At 66.3% G+C, this 22,679-nt stretch carries 21 protein-coding genes; 13 read left to right on the plus strand and 8 right to left on the minus strand.

What is annotated here, in order from left to right; translation table 11 throughout:
* Positions 1-36: 36 nt before the first annotated feature.
* Both FHR95_RS13375 and FHR95_RS13380 read left to right on the plus strand, forming a co-directional pair.
* Complete coding sequence (locus FHR95_RS13375) at positions 37-900, plus strand: hypothetical protein (RefSeq protein WP_221199330.1); 864 nt, start codon at positions 37-39, stop codon at positions 898-900.
* Positions 901-1,065: 165 nt separating this feature from the next.
* Complete coding sequence (locus FHR95_RS13380; protein WP_183314750.1) at positions 1,066-2,529, plus strand: uracil-xanthine permease family protein; 1,464 nt, start codon at positions 1,066-1,068, stop codon at positions 2,527-2,529.
* Between the two features lie 159 nt (positions 2,530-2,688).
* Here the strand turns inward: FHR95_RS13380 and uraD are convergent, their stop codons facing one another.
* The gene (uraD, locus tag FHR95_RS13385) at positions 2,689-3,213 is read right to left on the minus strand and encodes a 2-oxo-4-hydroxy-4-carboxy-5-ureidoimidazoline decarboxylase (RefSeq protein ID WP_183314751.1); all 525 of its coding nucleotides are present in this window, start codon (positions 3,211-3,213) and stop codon (positions 2,689-2,691) included.
* 217 nt (positions 3,214-3,430) lie between these two features.
* Between uraD and uraH the strand changes: the two genes are divergently transcribed.
* The 3 genes from uraH (at position 3,431) to FHR95_RS13400 (ending at position 5,849) form a co-directional block, all read left to right on the plus strand.
* Entirely contained in the window at positions 3,431-3,784 is a 354-nt protein-coding gene (uraH, locus tag FHR95_RS13390; RefSeq protein WP_183314752.1) for a hydroxyisourate hydrolase, read from the plus strand.
* 50 nt (positions 3,785-3,834) lie between these two features.
* Positions 3,835-5,037, plus strand: a complete 1,203-nt coding sequence (locus FHR95_RS13395) for a urate hydroxylase PuuD (RefSeq protein ID WP_183314753.1) — start codon at positions 3,835-3,837, stop codon at positions 5,035-5,037.
* An 80-nt stretch (positions 5,038-5,117) separates the two neighbouring features.
* Positions 5,118-5,849, plus strand: coding sequence for a GntR family transcriptional regulator (locus FHR95_RS13400; protein ID WP_183314754.1), 732 nt, complete (start codon positions 5,118-5,120; stop codon positions 5,847-5,849).
* A 38-nt stretch (positions 5,850-5,887) separates the two neighbouring features.
* On the opposite strand, the gene FHR95_RS13405 is transcribed toward FHR95_RS13400, so the two are convergent.
* From FHR95_RS13405 to FHR95_RS13435, 7 genes are all read right to left on the minus strand, one after another.
* The gene (locus FHR95_RS13405; RefSeq protein ID WP_183314755.1) at positions 5,888-6,502 is read right to left on the minus strand and encodes a 2-dehydro-3-deoxy-6-phosphogalactonate aldolase; all 615 of its coding nucleotides are present in this window, start codon (positions 6,500-6,502) and stop codon (positions 5,888-5,890) included.
* A gap of 19 nt (positions 6,503-6,521) precedes the next feature.
* Positions 6,522-7,532: a 2-dehydro-3-deoxygalactonokinase gene (locus FHR95_RS13410; protein WP_183314756.1), complete on the minus strand. Its 1,011-nt coding sequence runs from the start codon at positions 7,530-7,532 to the stop codon at positions 6,522-6,524.
* An 11-nt stretch (positions 7,533-7,543) separates the two neighbouring features.
* Positions 7,544-8,692, minus strand: coding sequence for a galactonate dehydratase (gene dgoD / locus FHR95_RS13415; protein WP_183314757.1), 1,149 nt, complete (start codon positions 8,690-8,692; stop codon positions 7,544-7,546).
* Positions 8,689-9,438 carry a FadR/GntR family transcriptional regulator gene (locus FHR95_RS13420; protein WP_183314758.1) on the minus strand — a complete coding sequence of 250 codons (750 nt, stop codon included), beginning with the start codon at positions 9,436-9,438 and terminating at the stop codon, positions 8,689-8,691. The genes dgoD and FHR95_RS13420 overlap by 4 nt, the downstream gene beginning before the upstream one ends.
* 173 nt (positions 9,439-9,611) lie before the next feature.
* Positions 9,612-11,069: an NCS1 family nucleobase:cation symporter-1 gene (locus tag FHR95_RS13425; RefSeq protein WP_040184495.1), complete on the minus strand. Its 1,458-nt coding sequence runs from the start codon at positions 11,067-11,069 to the stop codon at positions 9,612-9,614.
* A gap of 77 nt (positions 11,070-11,146) precedes the next feature.
* Positions 11,147-12,523, minus strand: a complete 1,377-nt coding sequence (locus FHR95_RS13430; protein WP_221199331.1) for an NCS1 family transporter — start codon at positions 12,521-12,523, stop codon at positions 11,147-11,149.
* Between the two features lie 143 nt (positions 12,524-12,666).
* Positions 12,667-13,413: an aspartate/glutamate racemase family protein gene (locus tag FHR95_RS13435; protein ID WP_183314759.1), complete on the minus strand. Its 747-nt coding sequence runs from the start codon at positions 13,411-13,413 to the stop codon at positions 12,667-12,669.
* 407 nt (positions 13,414-13,820) lie between these two features.
* Here FHR95_RS13435 and puuE point away from each other — a divergent pair, with 407 nt between their 5' ends.
* The 8 genes from puuE to pyk form a co-directional block, all read left to right on the plus strand.
* On the plus strand, positions 13,821-14,759 hold the full coding sequence (gene puuE / locus FHR95_RS13440) for an allantoinase PuuE (protein ID WP_040184499.1): 939 nt from the start codon (positions 13,821-13,823) through the stop codon (positions 14,757-14,759).
* Positions 14,760-14,974: 215 nt separating this feature from the next.
* Complete coding sequence (locus tag FHR95_RS13445) at positions 14,975-15,808, plus strand: bifunctional allantoicase/(S)-ureidoglycine aminohydrolase (RefSeq protein WP_183314761.1); 834 nt, start codon at positions 14,975-14,977, stop codon at positions 15,806-15,808.
* Positions 15,809-15,817: 9 nt separating this feature from the next.
* Positions 15,818-16,303 carry an ureidoglycolate lyase gene (locus tag FHR95_RS13450; RefSeq protein WP_183314762.1) on the plus strand — a complete coding sequence of 162 codons (486 nt, stop codon included), beginning with the start codon at positions 15,818-15,820 and terminating at the stop codon, positions 16,301-16,303.
* Between the two features lie 188 nt (positions 16,304-16,491).
* Complete coding sequence (gene gcl / locus FHR95_RS13455) at positions 16,492-18,267, plus strand: glyoxylate carboligase (protein ID WP_183314764.1); 1,776 nt, start codon at positions 16,492-16,494, stop codon at positions 18,265-18,267.
* Positions 18,268-18,368: 101 nt separating this feature from the next.
* Positions 18,369-19,145, plus strand: coding sequence for a hydroxypyruvate isomerase (gene hyi / locus FHR95_RS13460; RefSeq protein ID WP_183314765.1), 777 nt, complete (start codon positions 18,369-18,371; stop codon positions 19,143-19,145).
* A 39-nt stretch (positions 19,146-19,184) separates the two neighbouring features.
* Complete coding sequence (locus FHR95_RS13465; protein ID WP_183314767.1) at positions 19,185-20,072, plus strand: 2-hydroxy-3-oxopropionate reductase; 888 nt, start codon at positions 19,185-19,187, stop codon at positions 20,070-20,072.
* A gap of 200 nt (positions 20,073-20,272) precedes the next feature.
* Positions 20,273-21,613 carry a glycerate kinase type-2 family protein gene (locus FHR95_RS13470; protein ID WP_183314769.1) on the plus strand — a complete coding sequence of 447 codons (1,341 nt, stop codon included), beginning with the start codon at positions 20,273-20,275 and terminating at the stop codon, positions 21,611-21,613.
* Positions 21,610-22,679 (plus strand): pyruvate kinase (pyk, locus tag FHR95_RS13475; protein WP_183314771.1); only part of this gene is annotated, 1,070 nt, incomplete at its 3' end. The genes FHR95_RS13470 and pyk, both read left to right, overlap by 4 nt.

Here is a 22,679-nt window from a genome sequence, read left to right on the forward strand (position 1 = left end):
CGTTCTCTACAAGTCCAATAACCGGAGAGTTTCGCGATGCTCGTCAACCCCTCTCGCTTCCTCATGGCCGGCACTGCGCTGGTTGCGGTGCTGTCGACCGGTGCCGGCCAGGCGGCCGACTGGAGTGATACCGCTATCGGCTATCGTTATGGCACCCAGTTCACCGAACCCAACAATCCTGACAAGGTGGAAAAGCACATCCTGCAGCTCTCCCACGTCAGCGGCTATTCGCTGGGGCAGAACTTCTTCAACTTGGATCTGTTGCAGTCCGACAGTACGGATCCGGTCCAAGGCAGCGACAGCGGCGCCACCGAGGCCTATCTCGTCTATCGCCATCAGCTGCATGCCGGCAAGCTTCTCGGCGCGCCGATCGCCTTCGGACCGATCCAGGACATGGCGCTCACTGCGGGCTTCGACCTGAATACCAAGAACTCGGCTTTCGCGCCCCGAAAGCGTCAGCTGCTGGTAGGGCCGACCCTCAAGTTCGACGTGCCGCGCGGCTTTCTCGACCTGAGCCTGCTCTACAGTCGCGAGTGGAACCACTGTGGCCTGGACGCCTGTGGCCTGCCGGGCAACCGCAACGATCTCTCCTTCGACCCCTACTATCAGGTCAATCTGGCCTGGGGACTCTCCTTCGAGGCGGGCGCACTGCCGATGAAGTTTCAGGGCTTCTACAACTACAACGGCGAGAAGGGCGACGACTATTTCGGCGTTCCTACCGAGGCCGAGCAGCTGATGCGTACCCGTCTGATGCTGGATGCGGGACAGCTGACCTGGGGTGGCGAGAACACCCTCTGGGTCGGCGTTGGTCATGAATACTGGCGCAACAAGTTCGGTAATCACAGCAAGCCGGGGGTCGATACCGATGCGCTGACCCTCAACCTGGAGTGGCATCTCTAGCACGCGCGGCGACCACGGTTCCGGCCTGCCGTGACCCGGCCGTAACCCCGTGGCGGGCCATGGCAGTATACGACTTTGTGATCAAGTGCATTTCAAAGCGCGCGACAGTATGCCAGGATATTTTGTATACAAAATATGACGACAACAATAGCAGCGGTCTTACCCATGCAGAAAAATCCCAGCAACACCTCGATCTTCGATTTCCACGGCAAGCCACCGCTGGCCAAGGCCTTGCCGATCTCCCTCCAGCATGTCCTCGCCATGGTGGCCGGCGTCATCACGCCGCCCATCATCATCGCCGGTGTGGTGGGTGCGACGCCCGCCGAGAAGCTGATGCTGATCCAGATCGCCGTGCTGGCCTCCGGGGTCTGCACGCTCTTCCACCTCTACGGGGTCTGGAAGTTTGGTGCGCGGCTTCCCGCCATCTTCGGAGTGGGCTTTGCCTATGTGCCGACGCTGATCGCGGTGGGGGGGCAGTTCGGCATCGAGGGCATCATCGGCGCCCAGCTGGTCGGCGGCATCACCATGATGGTGGTGGGCTACTTCATCCAGTACATCCGACACCTCTTCCCGCCGGTGGTGGCGGGGACCGTGGTACTGGTGATCGGTCTGTCGCTGTACGACATCGCCATCCGCTACATGGCAGGCAGCGGCAACGTCGAGGCACCGGGATTCGGGGCGCCCATCAACTGGGCCGTCGGCCTGGTCACGCTGCTCACGGTGCTGGTCGCCTCCCAGTTCGGCAGGGGCGTGGTCAAGCTGTCGGCGATCATGGTCGGTATCCTGGTGGGCTACCTGCTCTCGCTGGCCCTGGGCATGGTCAGCTTCGACTCCGTGGTCGAGGCGAAGTGGGTCGCGGTGCCGGCGGTGATGCCCTTCGAGATGGAGTTCCATACCGCCGCCATCGTCTCCATGGTGGTGATCTGCGTGATCAACTCCGTGCAGACCATCGGCGATCTCTCCGCTACCACCGTGGGCGGCATGAACCGGGAACTGAAGACGAAGGAGCTGACCGGCGGGCTGCTGGGCAACGGCCTGACCACCGCCGCGAGCGCCTTCTTCGGTGCCCTGCCGACCTCGACCTTCAGCCAGAACGTCGGCATCGTGGCGATGACCAAGGTGATCAGCCGCTACGTGCTGGCCATCGCCGGGCTGTTCATGATCCTGGCCGGCCTGAGCCCCAAGTTCGGCGCCATCATGACCACCATTCCCTACCCGGTGCTGGGCGGTGCCACCATCATCGTCTTCGGCATGATCACCATGACCGGCATCCAGCTGCTCATCAAGGATGAGCTGTCGGCCCGCAACATGACCATCGTGGGGCTGGCGCTGGCGCTGAGCCTTGGCATCGCCCAGGTACCGGCGGCGATCGAGCAGTTCCCGGCGATGCTCAAGAACCTGATCGGCGGGGCGCCCATCGTGGTGGCTGCCATCACCGCCTTCGTGCTCAACATCGTGCTGCCCCGCACCTCGTTGGCCGACGAGGCCCGGGAGCGCGAGGAGATCGCCAGGGCGGATGCCGAAGCCGCTGGCCAGGACGGGCATCGCCGCCATGGCGAAGAGGTCGGAGCTGACGCAGACGAGCCGACCGGCGTCGCCCGCGTCGCAGGCAGCCCGCGAGGCGGCTGAGGCCCGGACCGTCACGCCGGCTAGACGAAGCTCTTGCCCGGCACATCTGCAAGCGAGCAGCCGATATCTCGGCTGCTCGCTTTGCGCCTGGACGTCAGTGCGGCTGCTGTCTAGTGCACTGAAACAGTCCCGGTTTGCGCGTGCTGCCGGAGGCCTGTCTCAGCCGAGGCGGGCGTCCAGACGGAAGCGGGCGATGCGGTTGATCTGCTCGATGGCGGTGCGGCGCTCCTCGGCTGGGTCGTTGGGCAGGCGCTCATCAAAGGCAGCGAGGATGGCGTGGCGATCGCTGCCCTTGACGGCCATCACGAAGGGAAAGCCGAACTTCGCCTTGTAGTCGGCGTTGAGGCGCTCGAAGCGGGCCAGCTCTTCGGGCGTGCACTGGTCGAGGCCGGCGCCTGCCTGTTCACGAGTGGAGTCGTCGGTCAGTTCGCCGGCCACGGCCGCCTTGCCGGCCAGGTCCGGGTGGGCGCGTATCACCTCGAGCTGGCGTTCGGGGCTGGCCTCGCGCAGCACGGCGCCCATCACCTCGGCCAGCCCTTCCGGCGTGTCCTCGGCGGAGGAGAGGCCGCGCTGCCAGGCGAGTTCGGCCACCCAGGGGGAGTGCTCGTAGATCTCGCCGTAGTGAGCCACGAAGGCCTGCTGGTCCAGTTGGCTGGGGCGCGGGGTGAGAATCGTATCGGTCATCCTGGGGCTCCTCTGTTTGCTGACTGGGCCTGTTGGCGCGCGCAGCGGCGGGCAGGCCGTGGCGGGCGGTCGATGCCCTCTTCGTAAAGTGTATACAAAAAAACTTTGAAATGTACCCTTATAAAAGCTAAAACTGTCATCATCACGCTCTTCATGGCGTCTGCCCGCCAAGGGCTACGCCAGTCGCCGATCGAACCGATATACAAAGGAGAACCCCATGGGATATCTGACCACGCATGTGCTGGACACCGCCGAGGGCCGCCCCGGCCAGGGCATCCGCATCGAGGTCTTCCGCCTAGAGGGTGAGAGCCGCACGCGGCTCAAGGACGTCGTCACCAACGCTGACGGGCGCTGCGATGCCCCGCTCCTTGAGGGCGATGACTTCGCCACCGGCGAGTACGAGCTGCTCTTCCACGCCGGCGACTACCTGCGCGCGGGTGGCGTCGCGGCCCAGGAGCCGCGCTTCCTCGATGTCATCCCGCTGCGCTTCGGGGTGGCCGATGCCGGCCAGCACTATCATGTGCCGCTGCTGCTTTCGCCCTATGGCTACTCCACCTACCGCGGCAGCTGAGGGGGTAGTGCCGCTTTTCTCCACAACAAGACGCTAGACGAGGCCCCCTGATGCAAGCCTACCTGCTGGATTTCACCAACTTCATGCTGCGCTGGCTGCACGTCATCGCCGCCATCGCCTGGATCGGCGAGTCGATCTACTTCGTGATGCTGGACAACAGCCTGCGCCAACCCAAGGCCGCCGAAGACCGGGAGAAGGGTGTCTTCGGCGAGATGTGGGCGGTACACGGTGGCGGTTTCTATCATAACCAGAAATACGCCAGTGCCCCCGGCAAGTTGCCCGAGGACCTGCACTGGTCGTTCTGGAAGGCCTATACCACCTGGCTCACCGGCTTCGGTCTGTTCGTCATCCTGTACATGGTCAACCCGAGCTTCTACCTGGTGAACCCGGGCAGCGACTGGGCTTGGGCGGCGAACATGAGCGGCTGGCAGGCCAATGTCGTGGCGCTGGTCTTCCTGCTGGCCGGCTGGGTGGTCTACAACGAGCTGTGCAAGCGCATCAGCCCCGACATGCAGCGCGACGGCCTGCTGAGCATCGCCGTCGCGGTGATGATGGTGGTGGTGGCCTACCTGAGCAGCCAGATCTTCTCGGGGCGTGCCGCCTTCCTGCTCACCGGCGCGGTGATGGCCACCGCCATGTCGGCCAACGTCTTCTTCTGGATCATTCCCGGCCAGCGCCGCATGGTGACGGCGATGAAGGCCGGCGAGACCCCTAACCCGCTGGACGGCAAGCGCGGCAAGCAGCGCTCGGTACACAACACCTACTTCACCCTGCCGGTGGTCCTGCTGATGATCAGCAACCACTACTCTTTCGCCTACTCCCATGAACTGGCCTGGGTGATCATGTCGCTTTTCATCTTCGCCGGCGCCCTGATCCGCCAGTACTTCGTGCTGATGCATGCCGGTCACAGGCGCCCGGCCTACCCGGCGGCCGGGGTGGCGCTGATTCTGGTGGCATTCTGGATAGCGGCCCCCGTCGGCGGCGGTCAGGCCACTGACACGGCCTCTGTGGCGCCGGATATCGAGGAAGTTCACGCGATCGTCGAGACGCGCTGCGTGACCTGCCATTCCCGCGAGCCGACCCAGCCGGGCTTCAATGCGCCGCCGGCCGGCATGGCCTATGACACCCGCGAACAGCTCCAGACCCAGCAGGCGAAGATCAAGGAGGTCGTGGCGAGCGGCTACATGCCGCTGGGCAACATGACCGGGATGACCGACGAGGAGCGCGCGATCATCGCTGCCTGGGAGGAGTGAGTCGAGCGGTCGCCGGCAGGCTGCCGATATGTATACAATGATCGTGCATGCCGGTGACGACCAGGGGAGGAGATGACGCGATGAACCAGCGCCAGACGGTTGCCGAACGAGGCGGCGCGGACCGCTCAGGCAAGAACGGAGACGGTGCCGAGCGCCACGAGGAGATTCACCGCTCGATCAGCGACGCCATCATCGAGCACCGTCTGCGGCCCGGGGCACGCCTGCGCGAGGATGCCCTGGCTGATGTCTTCGGCATCAGTCGCACCGGCATCCGCAAGATCCTCCAGCGGCTCGCTCTGGAGCAGCTGGTCACGCTGACGCCGCGCCGCGGGGCCAGCGTGACCCGGCCCACCGCCGAGGAGGCCAAGGACGTCTTCGATGCCCGCCAGATGGTCGAGTGCGGCCTGATGCCGGAGGTCGCCCGGCGTATCGGCGATGACGATCTGCGCGAGCTTCGTGACATGGCCCGGCGCGAGCGCCAGGCGCTGAAGTCCGGCGAGCAGAGCACGGCGATCCGGCTCTCGGCGGACTTTCACACCCGCCTGGCGCGCATCTCCGGCAATGCCACCCTGGCCGACTTCGTCGAACGGCTCTGCTCGCGCTCCTCGCTGATCCTCGCCGTCTATGGCAACCCCGGCCACCTGGGCTGCGAGTCCCACGACCACGATGACCTGATCGGCTACCTGGAGACCGGCAACGGTGAGCGCGCCCGGGCCTTCATGAGTCGCCACCTCAAGGCCATCGAGGCCTCGCTCTCCATCGTCGAAGAGGAGGCGGAGGCCCCGGACCTGCACCGGATCTTCTCCGACTGAGGCTCAGGCCTGCCCTCCCACGTTGCCCACCGCGCCGCTCAGGAGGCGTTGTCATCGGCGGCGCACCAGGCCGCGGCCAGCGACCTGGCCCGTTCGCCCACCTCGCTGGCGGTGAGACCTGGCGTGTAGAGGGCGCTTCCCAGGCCGGCACCGTCGATGCCGCCGGCCCGCCACGCGGCGAAGTTGCTGGCGCCGATGCCCCCCACCGCGTAGAGCCGGGTGCCTCCGGGCAGCACGGCACGCATGGCCTTCATGCCCTCGATGCCGACCTGTACCGCCGGAAACAGCTTCAGCCCGGTGGCACCGGCGTCGATGGCATCGAAGGCCTCAGACGGAGTGGCCACGCCGGGCCAGCTCTCCATGCCCAGTCGCCGGCTCTCCGTAATCACGGCGGGCCGGCAGTTGGGAGAGACGACCAGGCGTCCGCCGGCGGCAAAGACGTCGCGCACCTGGGCGGGGGTCAACACCGTACCGGCGCCGATCAGGGCCCGGTCGTCCAGCGCCGTGGCGAGGCGGCGAATGCTTTCCAGCGGCTCGGGAGAGTTGAGCGGCACCTCGATTCGGCTGATGCCGGCGGCGAGCAGCGCCTCGCCGACCGCGATGGCGTCGTCGGGTGAAATGCCGCGCAGGATGCCGATCAGGGGCAAGGACATGGGCAGGGCTCCGGTTGTGTCAGGGGGTGTGCGCGTCGTGAATCATGGCGGCGTGGGCCAGCCCGAGGCCGTCCAGCACCGCGGCCTCGCCGTCGAGGCGGCGACTTTCGATGCCCAGACTCTCGAGGGCCAGGGCATAGCGGGCGCAGAGCGTCTCGGCACCGACCAGGGTGACACGCTCGCCCTCGGCCAGCCCCACCCGGGCGCCGGCCAGCTCCAGGCCGATCACCAGGCCCGAGAGGCGTGCCGCCAGTCGCGCGCCGCGTGCCTGTCCTGTCGGCAGGCCGCCATCGAGCAGGCCATCGTCCAGTAGGTCGGCGGCGCGCAGGCCGAACAGCCGGCTCGCAAACTGCTCCGGGGCGGCCGCCACCTCCTGAACTGCCGCCATGAAGGCTTCGCGGCAGCCGGGCTCGCTCAGGTCGTTCCCGCCTTGCCCGTCCTTCAGTGAGTGCCGGAGGACTGACTGCCCGGCCAGCAGGCTATACAGCTCGCCGGTGAGGAAGGTGGCGAAGCGCGTGATCGTGCCGGCCTCGAGGCGGGCCCACTTGGCATGGGTGCCGGGCAGGCAGACGGGCCCCGAGATGTCGCCTTCGCGGGCGGTGAGGCCGGCGAGCTGGGTCTCCTCGCCGCGCATCACATCAAAGCGCCTGCCGACCTCATCGGGATGCTGACAGAGGCCCGGCAGCAGCGCGACCTCCAGCCGTGGATCCTCGACGGCGGGCCTGACGGCACCTCGAGCCAGGTCGTCCAGTCGTGTCGGCACCGGCAGGTAGGCGGCCTCCTGCCAGCCCTGGCGGGCGCCGGCCATGCCGCAGATCCGCACCGGTACATGGCCCTCGGCGGGCAGCCAGGCGCCGATCGTCGTCAGCAGGGTGGCCTCGTAGTCGCTCGCGGAAAGCGACAACATGCCACGTTCGGAACCGGCCTTCGCCAGCACCTTGCCGTTCGCGTCCAGGGCCCAGGCGCGCAGGTTACTGGAGCCCCAGTCTACGGCGACCCATGCCAGGTGCCACTGAATGGATATGGTCATCGTGGCCTCTCCTACCATTCGGCGATGGAGCCGTCTTCATGTGTCCACACCGGGTTGCGCCAGCGATGGCCGACCCGCGCGCGCTCCTCGACGAAGGCCTCGTCGATCTCCACGCCCAGTCCCGGTCCCTGAGGGATGGCACAGAAGCCCTCCTCGATGGCCAGCGCCGACTTGTCGACCAGGTAGTCGAGCACGTCGTTATCGCGGTTGTAGTGGATGCCCATGCTCTGCTCCTGGATGAAGGCGTTGTGGCACACCGCATCCAGCTGCAGCGAGGCGGCCAGCGTCAGCGGGCCGAGCGGGCAGTGCGGGGCCAGCGCCACATCGTGGGCCGAGGCCAGGGCGGCGATCTTCAGCCCCTCGCTGATGCCGCCGCAGTGGGAGAGGTCGGGCTGGACGATGTCGATCATGCCGTCGGCGAGCAGGTCGCGGAACTCGAAGCGGCTGTGCAGCCGCTCGCCGGTGGCCAGCGGATAGCCCAGGCCGCCGGCGATCTGCTTGAGACAGGGCAGGTGCTCGGGGGCCACCGGCTCCTCGACGAACATCGGGTGGAAGGGCTCCAGCTCGCGCAGCAGCGCCTTGGCCATGGGACGATGCACCCGGCCATGGAAGTCGATGCCGATGCCGACGTCCGGCCCCACGGCGTTGCGGGCCTCGGCCACCCGGGCCACCGCCTCGTCGACCTTGCGGTGGCTGTCGACGATCTGCATCTCCGGGGTGCCATTCATCTTGAAGGCGGTGAAGCCCTGATCCACCAGCGCCCTGGCGCCGGCACCTACGTCATCGGGGCGGTCGCCGCCGGTCCAGGCGTACATGCGCATCCGGTCGCGCACCGCGCCGCCCAGCAGCTGGTGCACCGGCACGCCGAGGTCGCGTCCCTTGAGGTCCCACAGCGCCTGGTCGATGCCGGCGATCGCGCTCATCAGGATGGGTCCGCCGCGGTAGAAGCCGGCGCGGTAGAGGGTGTTCCACAGGTGCTCGATGCGGTGCGGGTCCTGGCCGACCAGATAGTCGGCGAGCTCGTGTACGGCCGCCTCAACGGTGGCGGCACGTCCCTCTATGACCGGCTCGCCCCAGCCATAGCAGCCCTCGTCGGTCTCGATCTTGAGGAACAGCCAGCGCGGCGGCACCTGCCAGGTCTTGAGTCGGGTGATCTTCATGCGGGATATCCTTCAGTCGGGGAGGTGGACTCGGGCATCAGTCCCAGGTCCGTTGCCGTGCGCTCGAGCACTGCCCGGGCCGCCTGGCGGGCGGTTTCCGGCTGGCGCAGGCGGATGGCCTCCATCACCCGGCGGTGGCGCTCGAGGCTATCTTCCAGGGAGTCGGCATGGTGCTGCGAGTGCTGGATCAGGGCGATGATGGAGGGGCGCAGCAGGTGGCCCATCTGGCGCCATACCAGGTTGTGGGTGGCCTGGTAGATGCCCTGATGGAAGGCCACGTCATGTTCGGCGTGCTGCTGGTGCAGGCCGCTGGCGGCGGTGCCGCGCATGCCCGCGAAGGCATTCTCCAGGCGCGCCAGGTCATGGCCGTCCGACGCCATGGCCGCCAGCTCGGCCACCTGGGGCTCCGCGGAGAGACGGAAGGCATAGATCTCGCGAACCAGGCGCGGGTCGGGATGCGCCAGCCCGGCCAGCCAGTCGCTCATCATAGGATCGAGCAGGTGCCAGTCGGTGACGTCGCGCACCCGGCTGCCGCGTCCCGCGGTGCGCTCGACAAGACCGGTGGTGACCAGGCTGGCCAGCGCGTTGCGAAGCCGGTTGCGGCTCACGGCGAAGCGTTCACAGAGATCCTTCTCCCGCGGGAAGTCGCTCCCGGCCGGCATCTGCCCGGAGAGGATCGCGCGGGCCAGGACCGCGGCCAGCGCGGGGGCGCTGCCATCGGCAGGAGGGGCAAGGGTGTCTAGCATCAGCGTGTCCTAAAAATCTGACTTTATGATAGTTAATGTCAGACATTTTGCAAGAGCCGCGATGGCTGACGTCCCGGTTGAAGGGGTGGGGGCGCGCCGTCGAGCCACGGCGCGAGCAATAAGGAACGCGCCCCGGGTGATCACCCGGGGCGCGTCGTCAGGAGTGGCGTATGTCAGGCGCCGCTGGTGGCCACAACCGGACGCTGGCCGAGCATCAGGCCATAGTAGAAGAGTCCGCCGAGGGCCGCCCCCATCATCCAGCCGTAGCCGGTGAGACCGGAGAGTGCCGGTACCAGCACGGTGGAGATCGAGAACAGGGCGGCACCGCCAAAGGCCATCAGGGCGCGCCGGTTCCAGCCCTTGACGTAGTAGTAGGCGCTGTCCGGTGCCGAGGAGAACAGTTCCTGCATGTCGAGGTGCTGGCGCTTCACCAGATAGTAGTCCACCACGATGATGCCGAAGAAGGGGGCAACGATAGCGCCCAGCGCATTGACGAACCCAGGCACGCCGATCTGGCTGATCAGCGAGACCCAGAGGGCACCGACGAAGAAGGCCAGTACGGCGGTAATCAGGCCGCCGACCTTGAAGCTGATCTTGCTGGGAAAGAGGTTGGCCAGGTCATAGGCCGGGGGAATGAAGTTGGCCACCAGGTTGATGCCCACGGTAGCGGCAAAGAACGTCAGTGCAGCGACGATGGTCAGCGGCAGGGAGTCGACTCGCTCGACGATGTCTGCTGGGTTGGTCAGGGCATCACCGAACAGCACCAGCGTGCCGGCCGTGATGATCAGGGCGATGAACGAGAAGAAGGCGACATTGAGCGGCAGCCCCAGCAGGTTGCCCAGCTTCATCTGGCGTTCGGTCTTCACGAAGCGCGTGAAGTCGCCGAAATTGATCACCACCGCGGCGAAGTAGGCGACCATGGTACCGACGATGGCGAGGAAGGCCCCGATGGCGCTGCCTTCTCGTTCGCTGTCGGCGCTGAAGATGGTGCTTACCGCGGGCAGCAGGTCGCTGCCGGCCTGGAACCACACCACGATCATCAGCACCACCATCACCACATAGACCAGCGGACCGGCCCAGTTGAGGAAGTGCTTGATGCGCTCGATGCCCTGCCAGAAGATCGCGATCTGGAACAGCCAGACGATCACGAAAGAGAGCCAGCCCACGGCGGAGAGGCCCAGGAAGGTGCTGCCCTCGCCGACACCGAAGAGGGCGGTGATCAGCAGGGCGACGGCAGTGGAAGCGAAGTAGGTCTGCACGCCATACCAGAAGATGCCGACGATGGCTCGCAGCAGTGCCGGCAGGTTGGCACCGCGCACGCCCATGCTGGCCCGCACCATTACCGGGAAGGGGATGCCGTACTTCACGCTGGGCTTGCCGGTCAGGTTGACCAGATACATCACGATCACGCCGGCCAGGATGATGGCGGCCATCACCGCCCAGCCATTGAGCCCGTAGGTCAGAAACAGCGAGGCGGCCAGGGTGTAACCGAACAGGCTCTGGATGTCGTTGGACCAGACGTTGAAGATCTCGAAGGCGCCCCAGTTTCGCTCGCTGGGCTTGAGCGGGGCGAGATCCTGATTGTAAAGCGTGGGGTCGATGCGCTGGATGTCCAGCTCACTCTCTTTCATCGAAGTCACCGTTAGCGTTGTTGGAGTGCTGTGTGTTCTGGAAAAGGCTGCCCGGATTTCCGGGCAGCCTCCCTGATTTACTGGCGGAAGCGCTGGCAGGGTGCCCAGTGCTGCATCAGCAGGTAGTAGGTGGCACCGGCCGGAATCAGGCTGGCGTACCAGGAGATGGCCGAGAAGGAGAGGGCGGCGGCGATACCCACCCCGGTGGCAATGACGGCGGCGAGATTGACGCCCCGGTAGGGCCCGGTCTCGTCGTAGAGCTTGCCCAGGTCCAGGGTGCGGCGCCGGATCACGTAGTAATCCACCACCAGGACGGCGAAGATCGGGCCGAGGAAGGCGGAGTAGGTCTGCACGAAGAGCTGCAGCCCATCGGCGGATTCCGGCTGGACCAGTTTCCAGGGGAAGGTGGCGAAGGCCAGCAGGCCGACGATCACGGTGGCGACCTGGAACTTCATCTTGAAGACGTCCATCAGCACGTAGGTCGGCGGTACCACGTTGTTGAGCACGTTGGTGGTGACCTGGGCGAAGGCGATGAACAGCAGGGTGGTCATCAGCAGGGGCGTGTTATCCACGGCGTTGGCGAATACCTGAATAGGATCGGCAGTCCCGGTGGCCTCGGACACCATGTAACCGATCAGGCCCATGAACAGCGTGCAGGGCAGAATCGACATGGCATAGATGGTGGTCAGCAGTCCCGGACCGGTGCCGTGCTTGTGCTCGCGCGAGTAGTCACTGACGTTGAGCATCATGGTGCTGTAGATGCCCAGGAACAGCATGGTGGCGCCCCAGAACGGCATGCCCCAGGAGCCTTCCATGGTCAGCAGGCTCGCCGAGAGTTCATCGCCATAGCGCTGCACCGTGGCGTAGAACATGTACATCAGCGAGGCGAGGATGAAGGCGCTGCCGATGTTCTCCAGCCACTTGATGCCCTGGAAGCCCATCACCGACAGGCCGATCTGCAGGAACTGGAAGGTAATGAAGTAGAACACCAGGTTGTCGAAGCCGAACAGCGTGGCCGACACCATGTTCAGGGCGCCGGCACCGATCCAGCTCTGAAAGCCATACCAGACAATGGCCGGGACGGCGCGCACCAGGCCCGGAATGCGGGTGCCGGCGAAGCCGAAGGCGCTGCGGGCCTGGACCATGAAGGGGATGCCGTACTTGTAGCCGGGGGCGCCGTTGACGGCGAGCGCGATGCCGATCACGAAACAGCCGATGGCGATGGCCAGGGTCGCCTGGAGCAGGTTCAGGGTACCGACCACGCTGGACCCCATGGCGAAGGTGCCGATCGATACGCAGCCGCCAAACCACGCCAGAAAGTAGGAGGGCCGGCCCATGATGCGGGTCTGCTGGGGAGCCAGGCTCTCCTGGCCCGGGGCCTTGGTGGCATGAGCGGCCGCGTCAGCTGGAATGTCCGGTGCTGCCGTACCGGCCTGTGGTGTAGGTTGCGTCATGGTGATGTCCTCGCAAGTCGCTTGTGTGCTTGTGGTTGTCTTCCGGCAGGGGGCTGCCGTGGAAGGCTTGCGGCGTGGCGTGCGCCTGTGGCGCGATGCGTTGTGGTTGTTCGTTACGGTTATGGATGCACGAAGCGTGCCGTTCAGCGTGCCGGCGTCAACTGGGAGAAGCCTTCGAAGCGTCCCGTAAAGGGCTTGGGCCGGGGAAAGGCCAGGTCGCCATGCTTGCTGGTGCCCAGTCCCAGGCCGACCAGGGCCTCTGTCAGCTTGATGGCGGCGGTCACCCCCTCGACGACCGGCAGCCCGACCTCGTGGCTGATGGTGTCGGTGAGGTCGGCCATGCCGCCGCAGCCCAGTACGATGGCGCCGATATTGTCTTCGTCGCGGGCGCGCCGGCACTCGTCGATGATGCGCACCAGGGCGGCATCGCCGTTCTCCTCCAGGTCGAGTACCGGGATCTCCGCGGCTCGCACCCGCCGGCAGTGATGAGAGAAGCCGTACTGGTCGAGCAGGTGCTCGGCGATGATGCCGGTGCGCCCCAGGGTGGTGACGATGGAGAAGCGGGTGCTGATCAGGGTGGCCAGGTGGAAGGCGGCCTCGGCGATACCGATCACCGGCGCCCGGGTCAGCTCGCGCGCGGCCAGCAGCCCGGGGTCACCGAAACAGGCGATCACGTAGGCATCGGCGCCCTCGCGCTCCCCGGCCATCACCTCCTCGAGCACGCCGACGGCACTGATGGCCTCGTCGAAGTGGCTCTCGATGGAGACCGGCCCATGGTCGGGGTGGCGTGCCGAGACGCGGGTACCGGGGGAGGCGATGCGGCTCGCCGCCTCGCCGATCGTCGCCGTCATCTCGGCGCTGGTATTGGGGTTGATGATGCGGATGTGCATGGCGCGGGCCCTTCTCGATTTTTTCGTGGACAATATATTTTTGCTTTGTACACAAAATAGCGCCCGTTGGCGCAGCCCGCAAGTCCGAATCGACAGTGCCGTGGCAGGGAAAATTTCTTATTAATATCAAAAAGATGGGGAATGTGTGTTGCCGTCTTTGCAAGTGTCGCCACGCTATCGTTTCGATGTGTAGTCGCGTCTTGCGTTATTTGTAAGACATTTTTTCCTAAAAAGTGTATACAGTTAATGAGGCCAGGGTCCCTGCTCGCGTGGATCTTGCCTCGGCCTTCGACAAGGGGTTGCGGATAGCATGGGCACACTCTATCTTTATATTGTATACACGATGCGCGCCGTATTCCGGTTCTCCTGCCGGAGATAAGGTGCCAGAACAACCAGGACACCTCGCCATGACGCACCCTCGCTCACCCGACTATCCCCGTGACCTGATCGGCTACGGTCGTACCCCACCCCATGCCAACTGGCCGGGCGGGGCGAGGATTGCCGTGCAGTTCGTGCTCAACTACGAGGAGGGCGGCGAGAACTGCGTGCTGCACGGCGACGAAGGCTCCGAGCAGTTCCTCTCCGAGATCATCGGTGCTCCCGCCTTCCCCGACCGCCACCTGAGCATGGAGTCGATCTACGAGTACGGCTCGCGGGCCGGCGTGTGGCGCATCCTGCGCGAATTCGAGCGCCGCGGCCTGCCGCTCACCGTGTTCGGCGTGGCCATGGCCCTGGAGCGCCATCCCGAGGTGGCCCAGGCCTTCCGGGAGCTGGGCCACGAGGTTGCCTGCCACGGCTACCGCTGGATCCACTACCAGGAGGTGCCGGAAGAGGTCGAGCGTGAGCACCTCAAGAAGGCCATGGCGATCTTCCAGCGCCTCTATGGCGAGAAACCGCTGGGCTGGTACACCGGCCGCGACAGCCCCAACACCCGCCGGCTGGTGCTCGATGAGGGCGGCTTCCTCTACGACAGCGACTACTACGGCGATGACCTGCCGTTCTGGACCCGCGAGAAGGACAGCCAGGGACGCGAGCATGACCACCTGATCGTCCCCTATACCCTCGACAGCAACGACATGCGCTTTGCCGCGCCCCAGGGCTTCAACACCGCCGACCACTTCTTCAGCTACCTGCGCGACGCCTTCGACGTGCTCTACGCGGAGGGGGAGGAGTCGCCAAAGATGCTCTCGGTGGGCATGCACTGCCGGCTGCTGGGCCGCCCCGGGCGCTTCCGCGCCCTGCAGCGCTTCCTCGACCATATCGAGGCCCACGACCGAGTTTGGGTGGCGCGCCGCGTGGATATCGCCCGCCACTGGGCGGAGCAACACCCGGCGCCAGGTAACTGACCCCTTGAACAGCCGTAACGCTCGAGGCTGATCCGGCGACAGGCTCCGGGGTGCCGGACCATCGAGGGGGCGCTGTGAACCCCTCCCTGGGCGCTACCGATGCCATCCATGGCATAGGACCCCCTCTTCAGCCTGTCCCCGGCGCCTATCGCCCTGACCTTTGCGGGTCACTCGTACAAACCCGGGCTTCGGCCCCGAGTCTTTCAGGACAGCCCATGAAACAACGTACCTACTATGCCCCGCACGGCGGCCATCCGCCCCAGACCCAGCTGCTCTCCGATCGGGCGGTATTCACCGAGGCCTATGCGGTCATTCCCAAGGGCGTCTTCGGCGATATCGTCACCAGCAACCTGCCGTTCTGGGAGGGCACCCGGCTGTGGGTGCTGGCCCGCCCGCTCTCCGGCTTCGCCGAGACCTTCTCCCAGTACATCATGGAGGTCTCCCCCGGCGGCGGCAGCGAGCGCCCCGAACTCGACCCCGAGGCCGAGGGCGTGCTCTTCGTGGTGGAGGGCGAGATGGTGCTGACCTTGGCCGGCGAGCGCCACCGCCTGGTCCCCGGTGGCTACGCTTTCCTACCGCCGGGCAGTGACTGGCAGATCAGGAACGAGGCCGAGGCGCCGGTGCGCTTCCACTGGGTGCGCAAGGCCTACGAGCGGGTCGAGGGTATTGAGGTGCCCGAGGCCTTCGTGGTCAACGAGAACGATATCGCGCCCAACGAGATGCCGGACACCGAGGGGCGCTGGGCCACCACGCGCTTCGTCGACCCGGCCGACGTGCGCCATGACATGCACGTCAACATTGTCACCTTCCAGCCCGGGGCGGTGATTCCCTTCGATGAGACCCACGTCATGGAACACGGTCTCTATGTGTTGGAGGGCAAGGCGGTCTACCACCTCAACCAGGACTGGGTGGAGGTCGAGGCCGGCGACTTCATGTGGCTGCGCGCCTTCTGCCCCCAGGCCTGCTATGCCGGCGGCCCGGGCCCGTTCCGCTACCTGCTTTATAAGGACGTCAATCGCCACCCCAAGCTGCGCCTGGGTGGCCGCTAGGAGGTCGATATGCTGGAACTCAAAGCCGAACCGCTGACCGCCGAGGCCTTCGCCCCCTTCGGCGATGTCATCGACGCCCGGGCGTCGGAGTGGTTTCCCATCAACGCCGGGAGGACCCGGCGCTATCACGATCTGGCGAGGGTCGAGACCCTGGGGGAGGAGGCGCGGACGCTTATCAGCATCTTCGTCAGCCAGCCCGTGGCGATACCGCTGGATCTCGACTTCCTGGAGCGCCATCGGCTGGGCAGCCAGGCCTTTATGCCGCTCCATGAAGAAAGGTTTGTGGTGGTCGTCGCACCGCCGGGCGACGAGATCGACCCCGCCGAGGTGCGCGCCTTCGTCACCGATGGCCGCCAGGGGGTCAACTACCGTGCCGGCACCTGGCACGCCATCCAGTCGGTGCTCGAGCGGGAAGGGGAGTTCCTGGTGGTCGACCGCGGAGGAGAAGGGAGCAACTGCGACGAGCATCCGCTGGCGCTTCGCGTGACCCTCTGAGCCCTCCCGCAATGTGACGGTGAGCTGTTTTTTGATACCCAAGTCCCTGATGGGGCTTGGGTGTTTTTTTGCCATCAAAATTTATGAAAATATTTTCCATAAAATATTGACGGCCTGCGGCGGGGTGCCTAATCTCTGTATACAGAAATATTTTCCAAAAACAAAAACCCCTCACAGGAGGAAATGTCATGAGCCGCATGACTGCCGCGGAAGCTGCCGTTCACGTGCTGCGCAAGGAGGGCGTCGATGTCGCCTTCGGCTTGCCCGGCGCCGCCATCAACCCCTTCTACGCTGCGATGCGCAAGGTCGGGGGCGTCGACCACGTGCTGGCGCGCCACGTCGAGGGGGCCTCGCACATGGCCGAGGGCTACACCCGCACCCGGGCCGGCAACATCGGCGTGTGCATCGGCACCTCCGGGCCGGCCGGCACCGACATGATCACCGGCCTCTACTCCGCCTCGGCGGACTCCATTCCGATCCTCTGCATCACCGGCCAGGCACCGACCGGCAAGCTGCACAAGGAGGACTTCCAGGCGGTGGACATCCAGACGATCGCCGGGCCGGTCACCAAGTGGGCCGTCACGGTGCTGGAGGCGGCCCAGGTGCCGCGCGCCTTCCAGCACGCCTTCCAGCTGATGCGCTCCTCGCGCCCCGGACCGGTGCTGCTCGACCTGCCCATCGATGTGCAGATGACCGAGATCGAGTTCGACCCGGACACCTACGAACCGCTCCCTGCCTACAAGCCGGCCGCCAGCCGCGCCCAGGTGGAGAAGGCGCTGGGCATGCTCAACGAGGCCGACAAGCCACTGCTGGTAGCCGGGGGCGGCATCATCAACGCGGATGCCGGTGACCTGCTCACCGAGTTCGCCGAGCTGACCGGCGTGCCGGTGATCCCGACCCTGATGGGCTGGGGCACCATTCCCGACGATCACCGCCTGATGGCGGGCATGGTTGGCCTGCAGACCTCGCACCGCTACGGCAACGCGACCCTGCTCGAGTCCGACTTCGTGATGGGCATCGGCAACCGCTGGGCCAACCGCCACACCGGCACGCTCGAGACCTACACCAAGGACCGCACGTTCGTGCACGTGGACATCGAGCCGACCCAGATCGGGCGCATCTTCGGCCCCGACTACGGCATCGTCTCCGACGCCAAGGCGGCGCTCGAGCTGTTCATCGAGGTGGCCCGCGAGTGGCAGGCCGAAGGCAAGCTCAAGGATCGCCGCGCCTGGGCCGAGGCATGCCAGGAGCGCAAGCGCACCCTGCTGCGCAAGACCCACTTCGACGACGTGCCGGTCAAGCCGCAGCGCGTCTATGAGGAGATGAACAAGGCGTTCGGCAAGAACACCCGCTACGTCAGCACCATCGGCCTCTCGCAGATCGCCGGCGCCCAGTTCCTGCATGTCTACAAGCCGCGCCACTGGATCAACTGTGGCCAGGCGGGCCCGCTGGGCTGGACCATTCCGGCCGCGCTGGGCGTGCGTCGCGCCGATCCGGACACCGATATCGTCGCGCTCTCCGGCGACTATGATTTCCAGTTCATGATCGAGGAGCTGGCGGTCGGGGCACAGTTCAACCTGCCCTACCTCCACGTGGTGGTGAACAACTCCTACCTGGGGCTGATCCGCCAGGCCCAGCGGGGCTTCGAGATGGATTACCAGGTGCAGCTCGCCTTCGAGAACATCAACTGCCCGGAGATCAACGGCTACGGGGTGGATCACGTCTCCGTGGTCGAGGGCCTGGGCTGCAAGGCGATCCGCGTCACCGAGCCCGACCAGATCGCGCCGGCCTTCGCCGAGGCCCGCGAGCTGATGAAGGAGCATCGCGTGCCGGTGGTGGTCGAGGTCATCCTCGAGAAGGTGACCAACATCGCCATGGGCACCGACCTGGGCGGCATCAACGAGTTCGAGGCGCTGGCCGAGAACCTTGCCGATGCGCCGAGCTCGATCGCCGCCCTGCGGTGAGCCGCCCTTCACTGAGGGGCAGGAGGCGCGCCGCCGGTGGGGACCGGCGGCAAGCCCCCGAGACGACGCTGAAACACACGAAAAGAGACAGGGAGACGCACATGGCCAAGTTTGCCGCCAATCTCAGCATGCTGTTCACCGAGGTCGATTTCCTCGACCGCTTCGAGGCCGCCGCCAAGGCCGGCTTCAAGGGCGTCGAGTACCTCTTCCCGTACGCTTTCGAGGCCGCCGAGATCCGTAAGCGTCTCGACGACAACGGCCTGACCCAGGTGCTGTTCAACCTGCCGGCCGGTGACTGGGGCGCGGGTGAGCGCGGCATCGCCTGCCATCCGGACCGCGTCGAGGAGTTCCGCTCGGGCGTCGATCGCGCGATCGCCTATGCCAAGGTGCTGGGCAATACCCAGGTCAACTGCCTGGCCGGCATCAAGCCCGAGGGCGTCAGCGATGACCAGGCGCGCCAGACGCTGGTCGAGAACCTGCGCTTCGCCGCCGAGAAGCTCGCGGCCGAGGGCATCCTGCTGATCGCCGAGCCGATCAACACGCGCGACATCCCCGGCTTCTTCCTCAATCGCACCGCCCAGGCGCTGGCGCTCTTCGACGAGGTGGGCTCGACCAATCTGAAGCTGCAGTACGACATCTATCACATGCAGATCATGGAAGGGGATCTGGCACCCACCATCGAGAAGCACCTCGATCGTATCGCCCATGTCCAGATCGCCGACAACCCGGGCCGCCACGAGCCGGGCACCGGCGAGATCCACTATCCCTTCCTGTTCGCGCACCTCGATCGTCTCGGCTATGACGGCTGGATCGGCTGCGAGTACAAGCCTGCCGCTTCCACCCTTGAGGGGCTGGGCTGGCTAGATGACGTCCGGTAAACACCCTATCGACACCCCAATGACAACAGGAGAGAGACCATGAGCAAGATCGGATTTATTGGACTGGGCATCATGGGCCGGCCCATGGCGGGACACCTGCTGGACGCCGGCCACACGCTTGCCACCGTCAAGCGCGGCACCCTGGACGAGACGCTGGCCACCAAGGGCATGCAAGAGCTGGCCGATCCCAAGGCGGTCGCCGAGGCCTCCGAGGTGATCATCACCATGGTTCCGGACACCCCGGACGTCGAGACCGTGCTGTTCGGCGAGGGCGGCGTGATCGAGGGTCTCAAGCCCGGCACCCTGGTGATCGACATGAGCTCCATCGCGCCGATCCCCACCCAGGCGTTTGCCAAGCGCGTTCATGAGGCGGGCGGCGAGTACGTCGATGCCCCGGTCTCCGGCGGCGAGGGCGGCGCTATCAACGCCGCCCTGACCATCATGGTCGGCGCCACCGAGGAGGGCTTTAAGCGCGCCATGCCGATCCTCGAGGTGATGGGCAAGACCATCACCCACATCGGCGGGCACGGCGCCGGCCAGACCTGCAAGGTGGCCAACCAGATCGTCGTCGCCCTGACCATCGAGGCGGTCTCCGAGGGCCTGCTGTTCGCTTCCAAGGCCGGCGCCGACGTGGCCAAGGTGCGCGAGTCGCTGCTCGGTGGCCTCGCCCAGTCGAAGATTCTCGACGTGCACGGCGAGCGCATGATCCAGCGCACCTTCGATCCGGGCTTCAAGGTCAAGCTGCACCAGAAGGATCTCAATCTGGCACTCGAAGGCGCGCGCACCCTCAACCTCTCGCTGCCCGGCACCGCCAACGCCCAGCAGCTGTTTCAGGCCTGTGCCGCGCACGATGGCGCCGACTGGGATCACGCTGGAATGGTCCGGGCCCTGGAGTCTCTGGCCAACCACGAGATCGGCCAGGACTGAGTCATGACACGGCCATCGACCGGTCGTGAGCTCTGTTCGCCGGCTCTCCCGAGCCGGCGGACGACAGGGAGGTGACTGCTCCCTGACGGCAGGCGTCGGGTCGTCGCCTGTCGGATCGCCCCTGGCGATCCTTGCCCGGTGGTGGGTTCCCCCTGAAGTACCCTCCCGTCACCGGGCTTTTTTCCGTGAAGGAGAATGTCATGAACATACTCAGCCCCCAGGTCGCGCGTGGCCCGGTCGAGACGCCGCGGGCCTGGCTCCGGCAGCTGGCCGATACCGCGATCTCCGCCGTGCATCCTGATACCCTGCTGCCCGACCGGCTCCCTGAGCCGCCTCTCGGGCGCACCGTGGTGGTCGGCGCGGGCAAGGCCGCCGCCGCCATGGCCGCGGCCTTGGAGCGTGCCTGGAAGATCCAACAGCCCAATGCGCCACTCGAAGGCCTGGTGGTGACGCGTTACGGCCATGGTGTACAAGGGCAGGGTCTCCAGGGCCAGAATAGCGAGTGCCGGCGCATCGAGGTCCTCGAGGCCTCGCATCCGATGCCCGATGACCTGAGCGAGCAGGCGGCGAGGCGGATGCTCGCGGCCGTGACGGACCTGGGAGAGGATGACCTGGTGATTGCACTGGTCTCCGGCGGCGGCTCGGCGCTGATGACGCTGCCGGCGCCGGGGGTCTCGCTCGCCGAGAAGCAGGCCATCAATCAGGCGCTGTTGCGCAGCGGCGCGCCGATACGTGAGATCAACACCGTGCGTCGCCATCTCTCCGCCATCAAGGGTGGGCGTCTGGGGGCCGCCGCGCATCCGGCGCGGGTGCTGACCTGGCTGATCTCCGACGTGCCCGGCGACGAAGCCTCGCTGGTGGCCTCGGGCCCGACCCTGCCGGACGCCACGACTCCCGACGATGCCCTGGCGATTCTCGAGCGTCACGCCATCGAGGTGTCGGAGGACGTTCGTCACTGCCTGGAAGGTCGGAATATCGCGCCCCAGCGCGGCGATGCCGGCTTTGCGCGGGACGCGAGCGAGATCCTTGCCCGCGCCCGGGACGCCCTGTCGGCCGGGCAGGCCGCCGCCGAACACGACGGCATTGAGGTGCGCCTGCTCGGCGACGACCTGGAGGGCGAAGCGCGCGAGCTGGGCCGCGCCCAGGGGCGAATGGCGCTCTCCGCCCAGGACGGACTCGAGCAGCCGCTGCTGATTCTTTCCGGCGGCGAGACCAGCGTCACCGTGCGGGGCGACGGCCGCGGCGGGCGCAATGTCGAATACCTGCTGGGGCTTTTCGATGCCCTGCAGGGTGCCGAGGGCATCCATGCGCTGGCCATCGATACCGACGGCATCGACGGCTCCGAGGACAATGCCGGGGCGCTGTTCGCCCCCGAGGATTGGGCGCGTGCCCGGACCCGTGGGCTAGACCCCGTCGAGTATCTGTCATGCAATGATGCCTATACTTTCTTCCAGGCCCTGGATGACCTGATCATCACCGGGCCGACGCGCACCAACGTCAACGATTTCCGTGCCATCCTGGTACTACCGAGGACCCCATGACGCTACCCCCGCACGCTCCCATTCACACCCCCATCCGTCGCACCAAGATCGTCGCCACCCTGGGCCCCGCCAGCGACCGGGAGGGCGCCCTGGAGGCAATGCTCGAGGCCGGCGTCGATGTGGTGCGCCTCAACTTCTCCCACGGCAACCCCGACGATCACCGCCAGCGTCTCACGCGGGTGCGCGAGATCGCCGAGCGCCTGGGCAAGAGCGTCGCCGCGCTGGGCGACCTGCAGGGCCCCAAGATCCGCATCGCCCGCTTCAAGGCGGGGGCCGTGGAACTCGAGGAGGGCCAGTCCTTCATCCTCGACATGGGCCTGGGCAACGACGAGGGTGACGCCAGCCGGGTCGGCTGCGACTACAAGACTCTCGCCGACGATGTCGCCCCCGGCGACCGCCTGCTGCTCGACGACGGTCGGGTGGTGGTAGACGTCAACCGCGTCGCCGACCACCTGATCCACACCAGCGTGGTGGTGGGCGGCAGGCTCTCCAACAACAAGGGCATCAACAAGCAGGGCGGCGGCCTCTCGGCGCCGGCGCTCACCGAGAAGGACAAGGCCGACCTGGAGACCGCCGTGGCGATCGGCGTCGACTACCTGGCGATCTCCTTCCCGCGCAGCGCCGCCGACATGCACGAAGCCCGCGAGCTGCTCGGCGAGGCTGGCGCCGAGATCGGCCTGGTGGCCAAGCTCGAGCGCGCCGAGGCGGTGGCCGATGACGCGACCCTGGACGCCATCATCCGCGCCAGCGAGGCGGTGATGGTGGCGCGCGGCGATCTCGGCGTGGAGATCGGCGATGCGGCGCTGATCGGCACCCAGAAGCGCATCATCAAGCACGCCCGCACGCTCAATCGCGCGGTGATCACCGCCACCCAGATGATGGAGTCGATGATCGACGCCCCGCTGCCGACGCGCGCCGAGGTGTTCGACGTCGCCAACGCCGTGCTCGACGGCACCGACGCGGTGATGCTCTCCGCCGAGACCGCCAGCGGCGACTTCCCGGTGGAGACGGTGGAAGCCATGGACCGGGTCTGCCTGGGCGCCGAGCGCGAGCGGCGCATCCAGGA

It is taken from the genome of Halomonas fontilapidosi, assembly GCF_014192285.1.
Taxonomy (GTDB): domain Bacteria; phylum Pseudomonadota; class Gammaproteobacteria; order Pseudomonadales; family Halomonadaceae; genus Halomonas; species Halomonas fontilapidosi.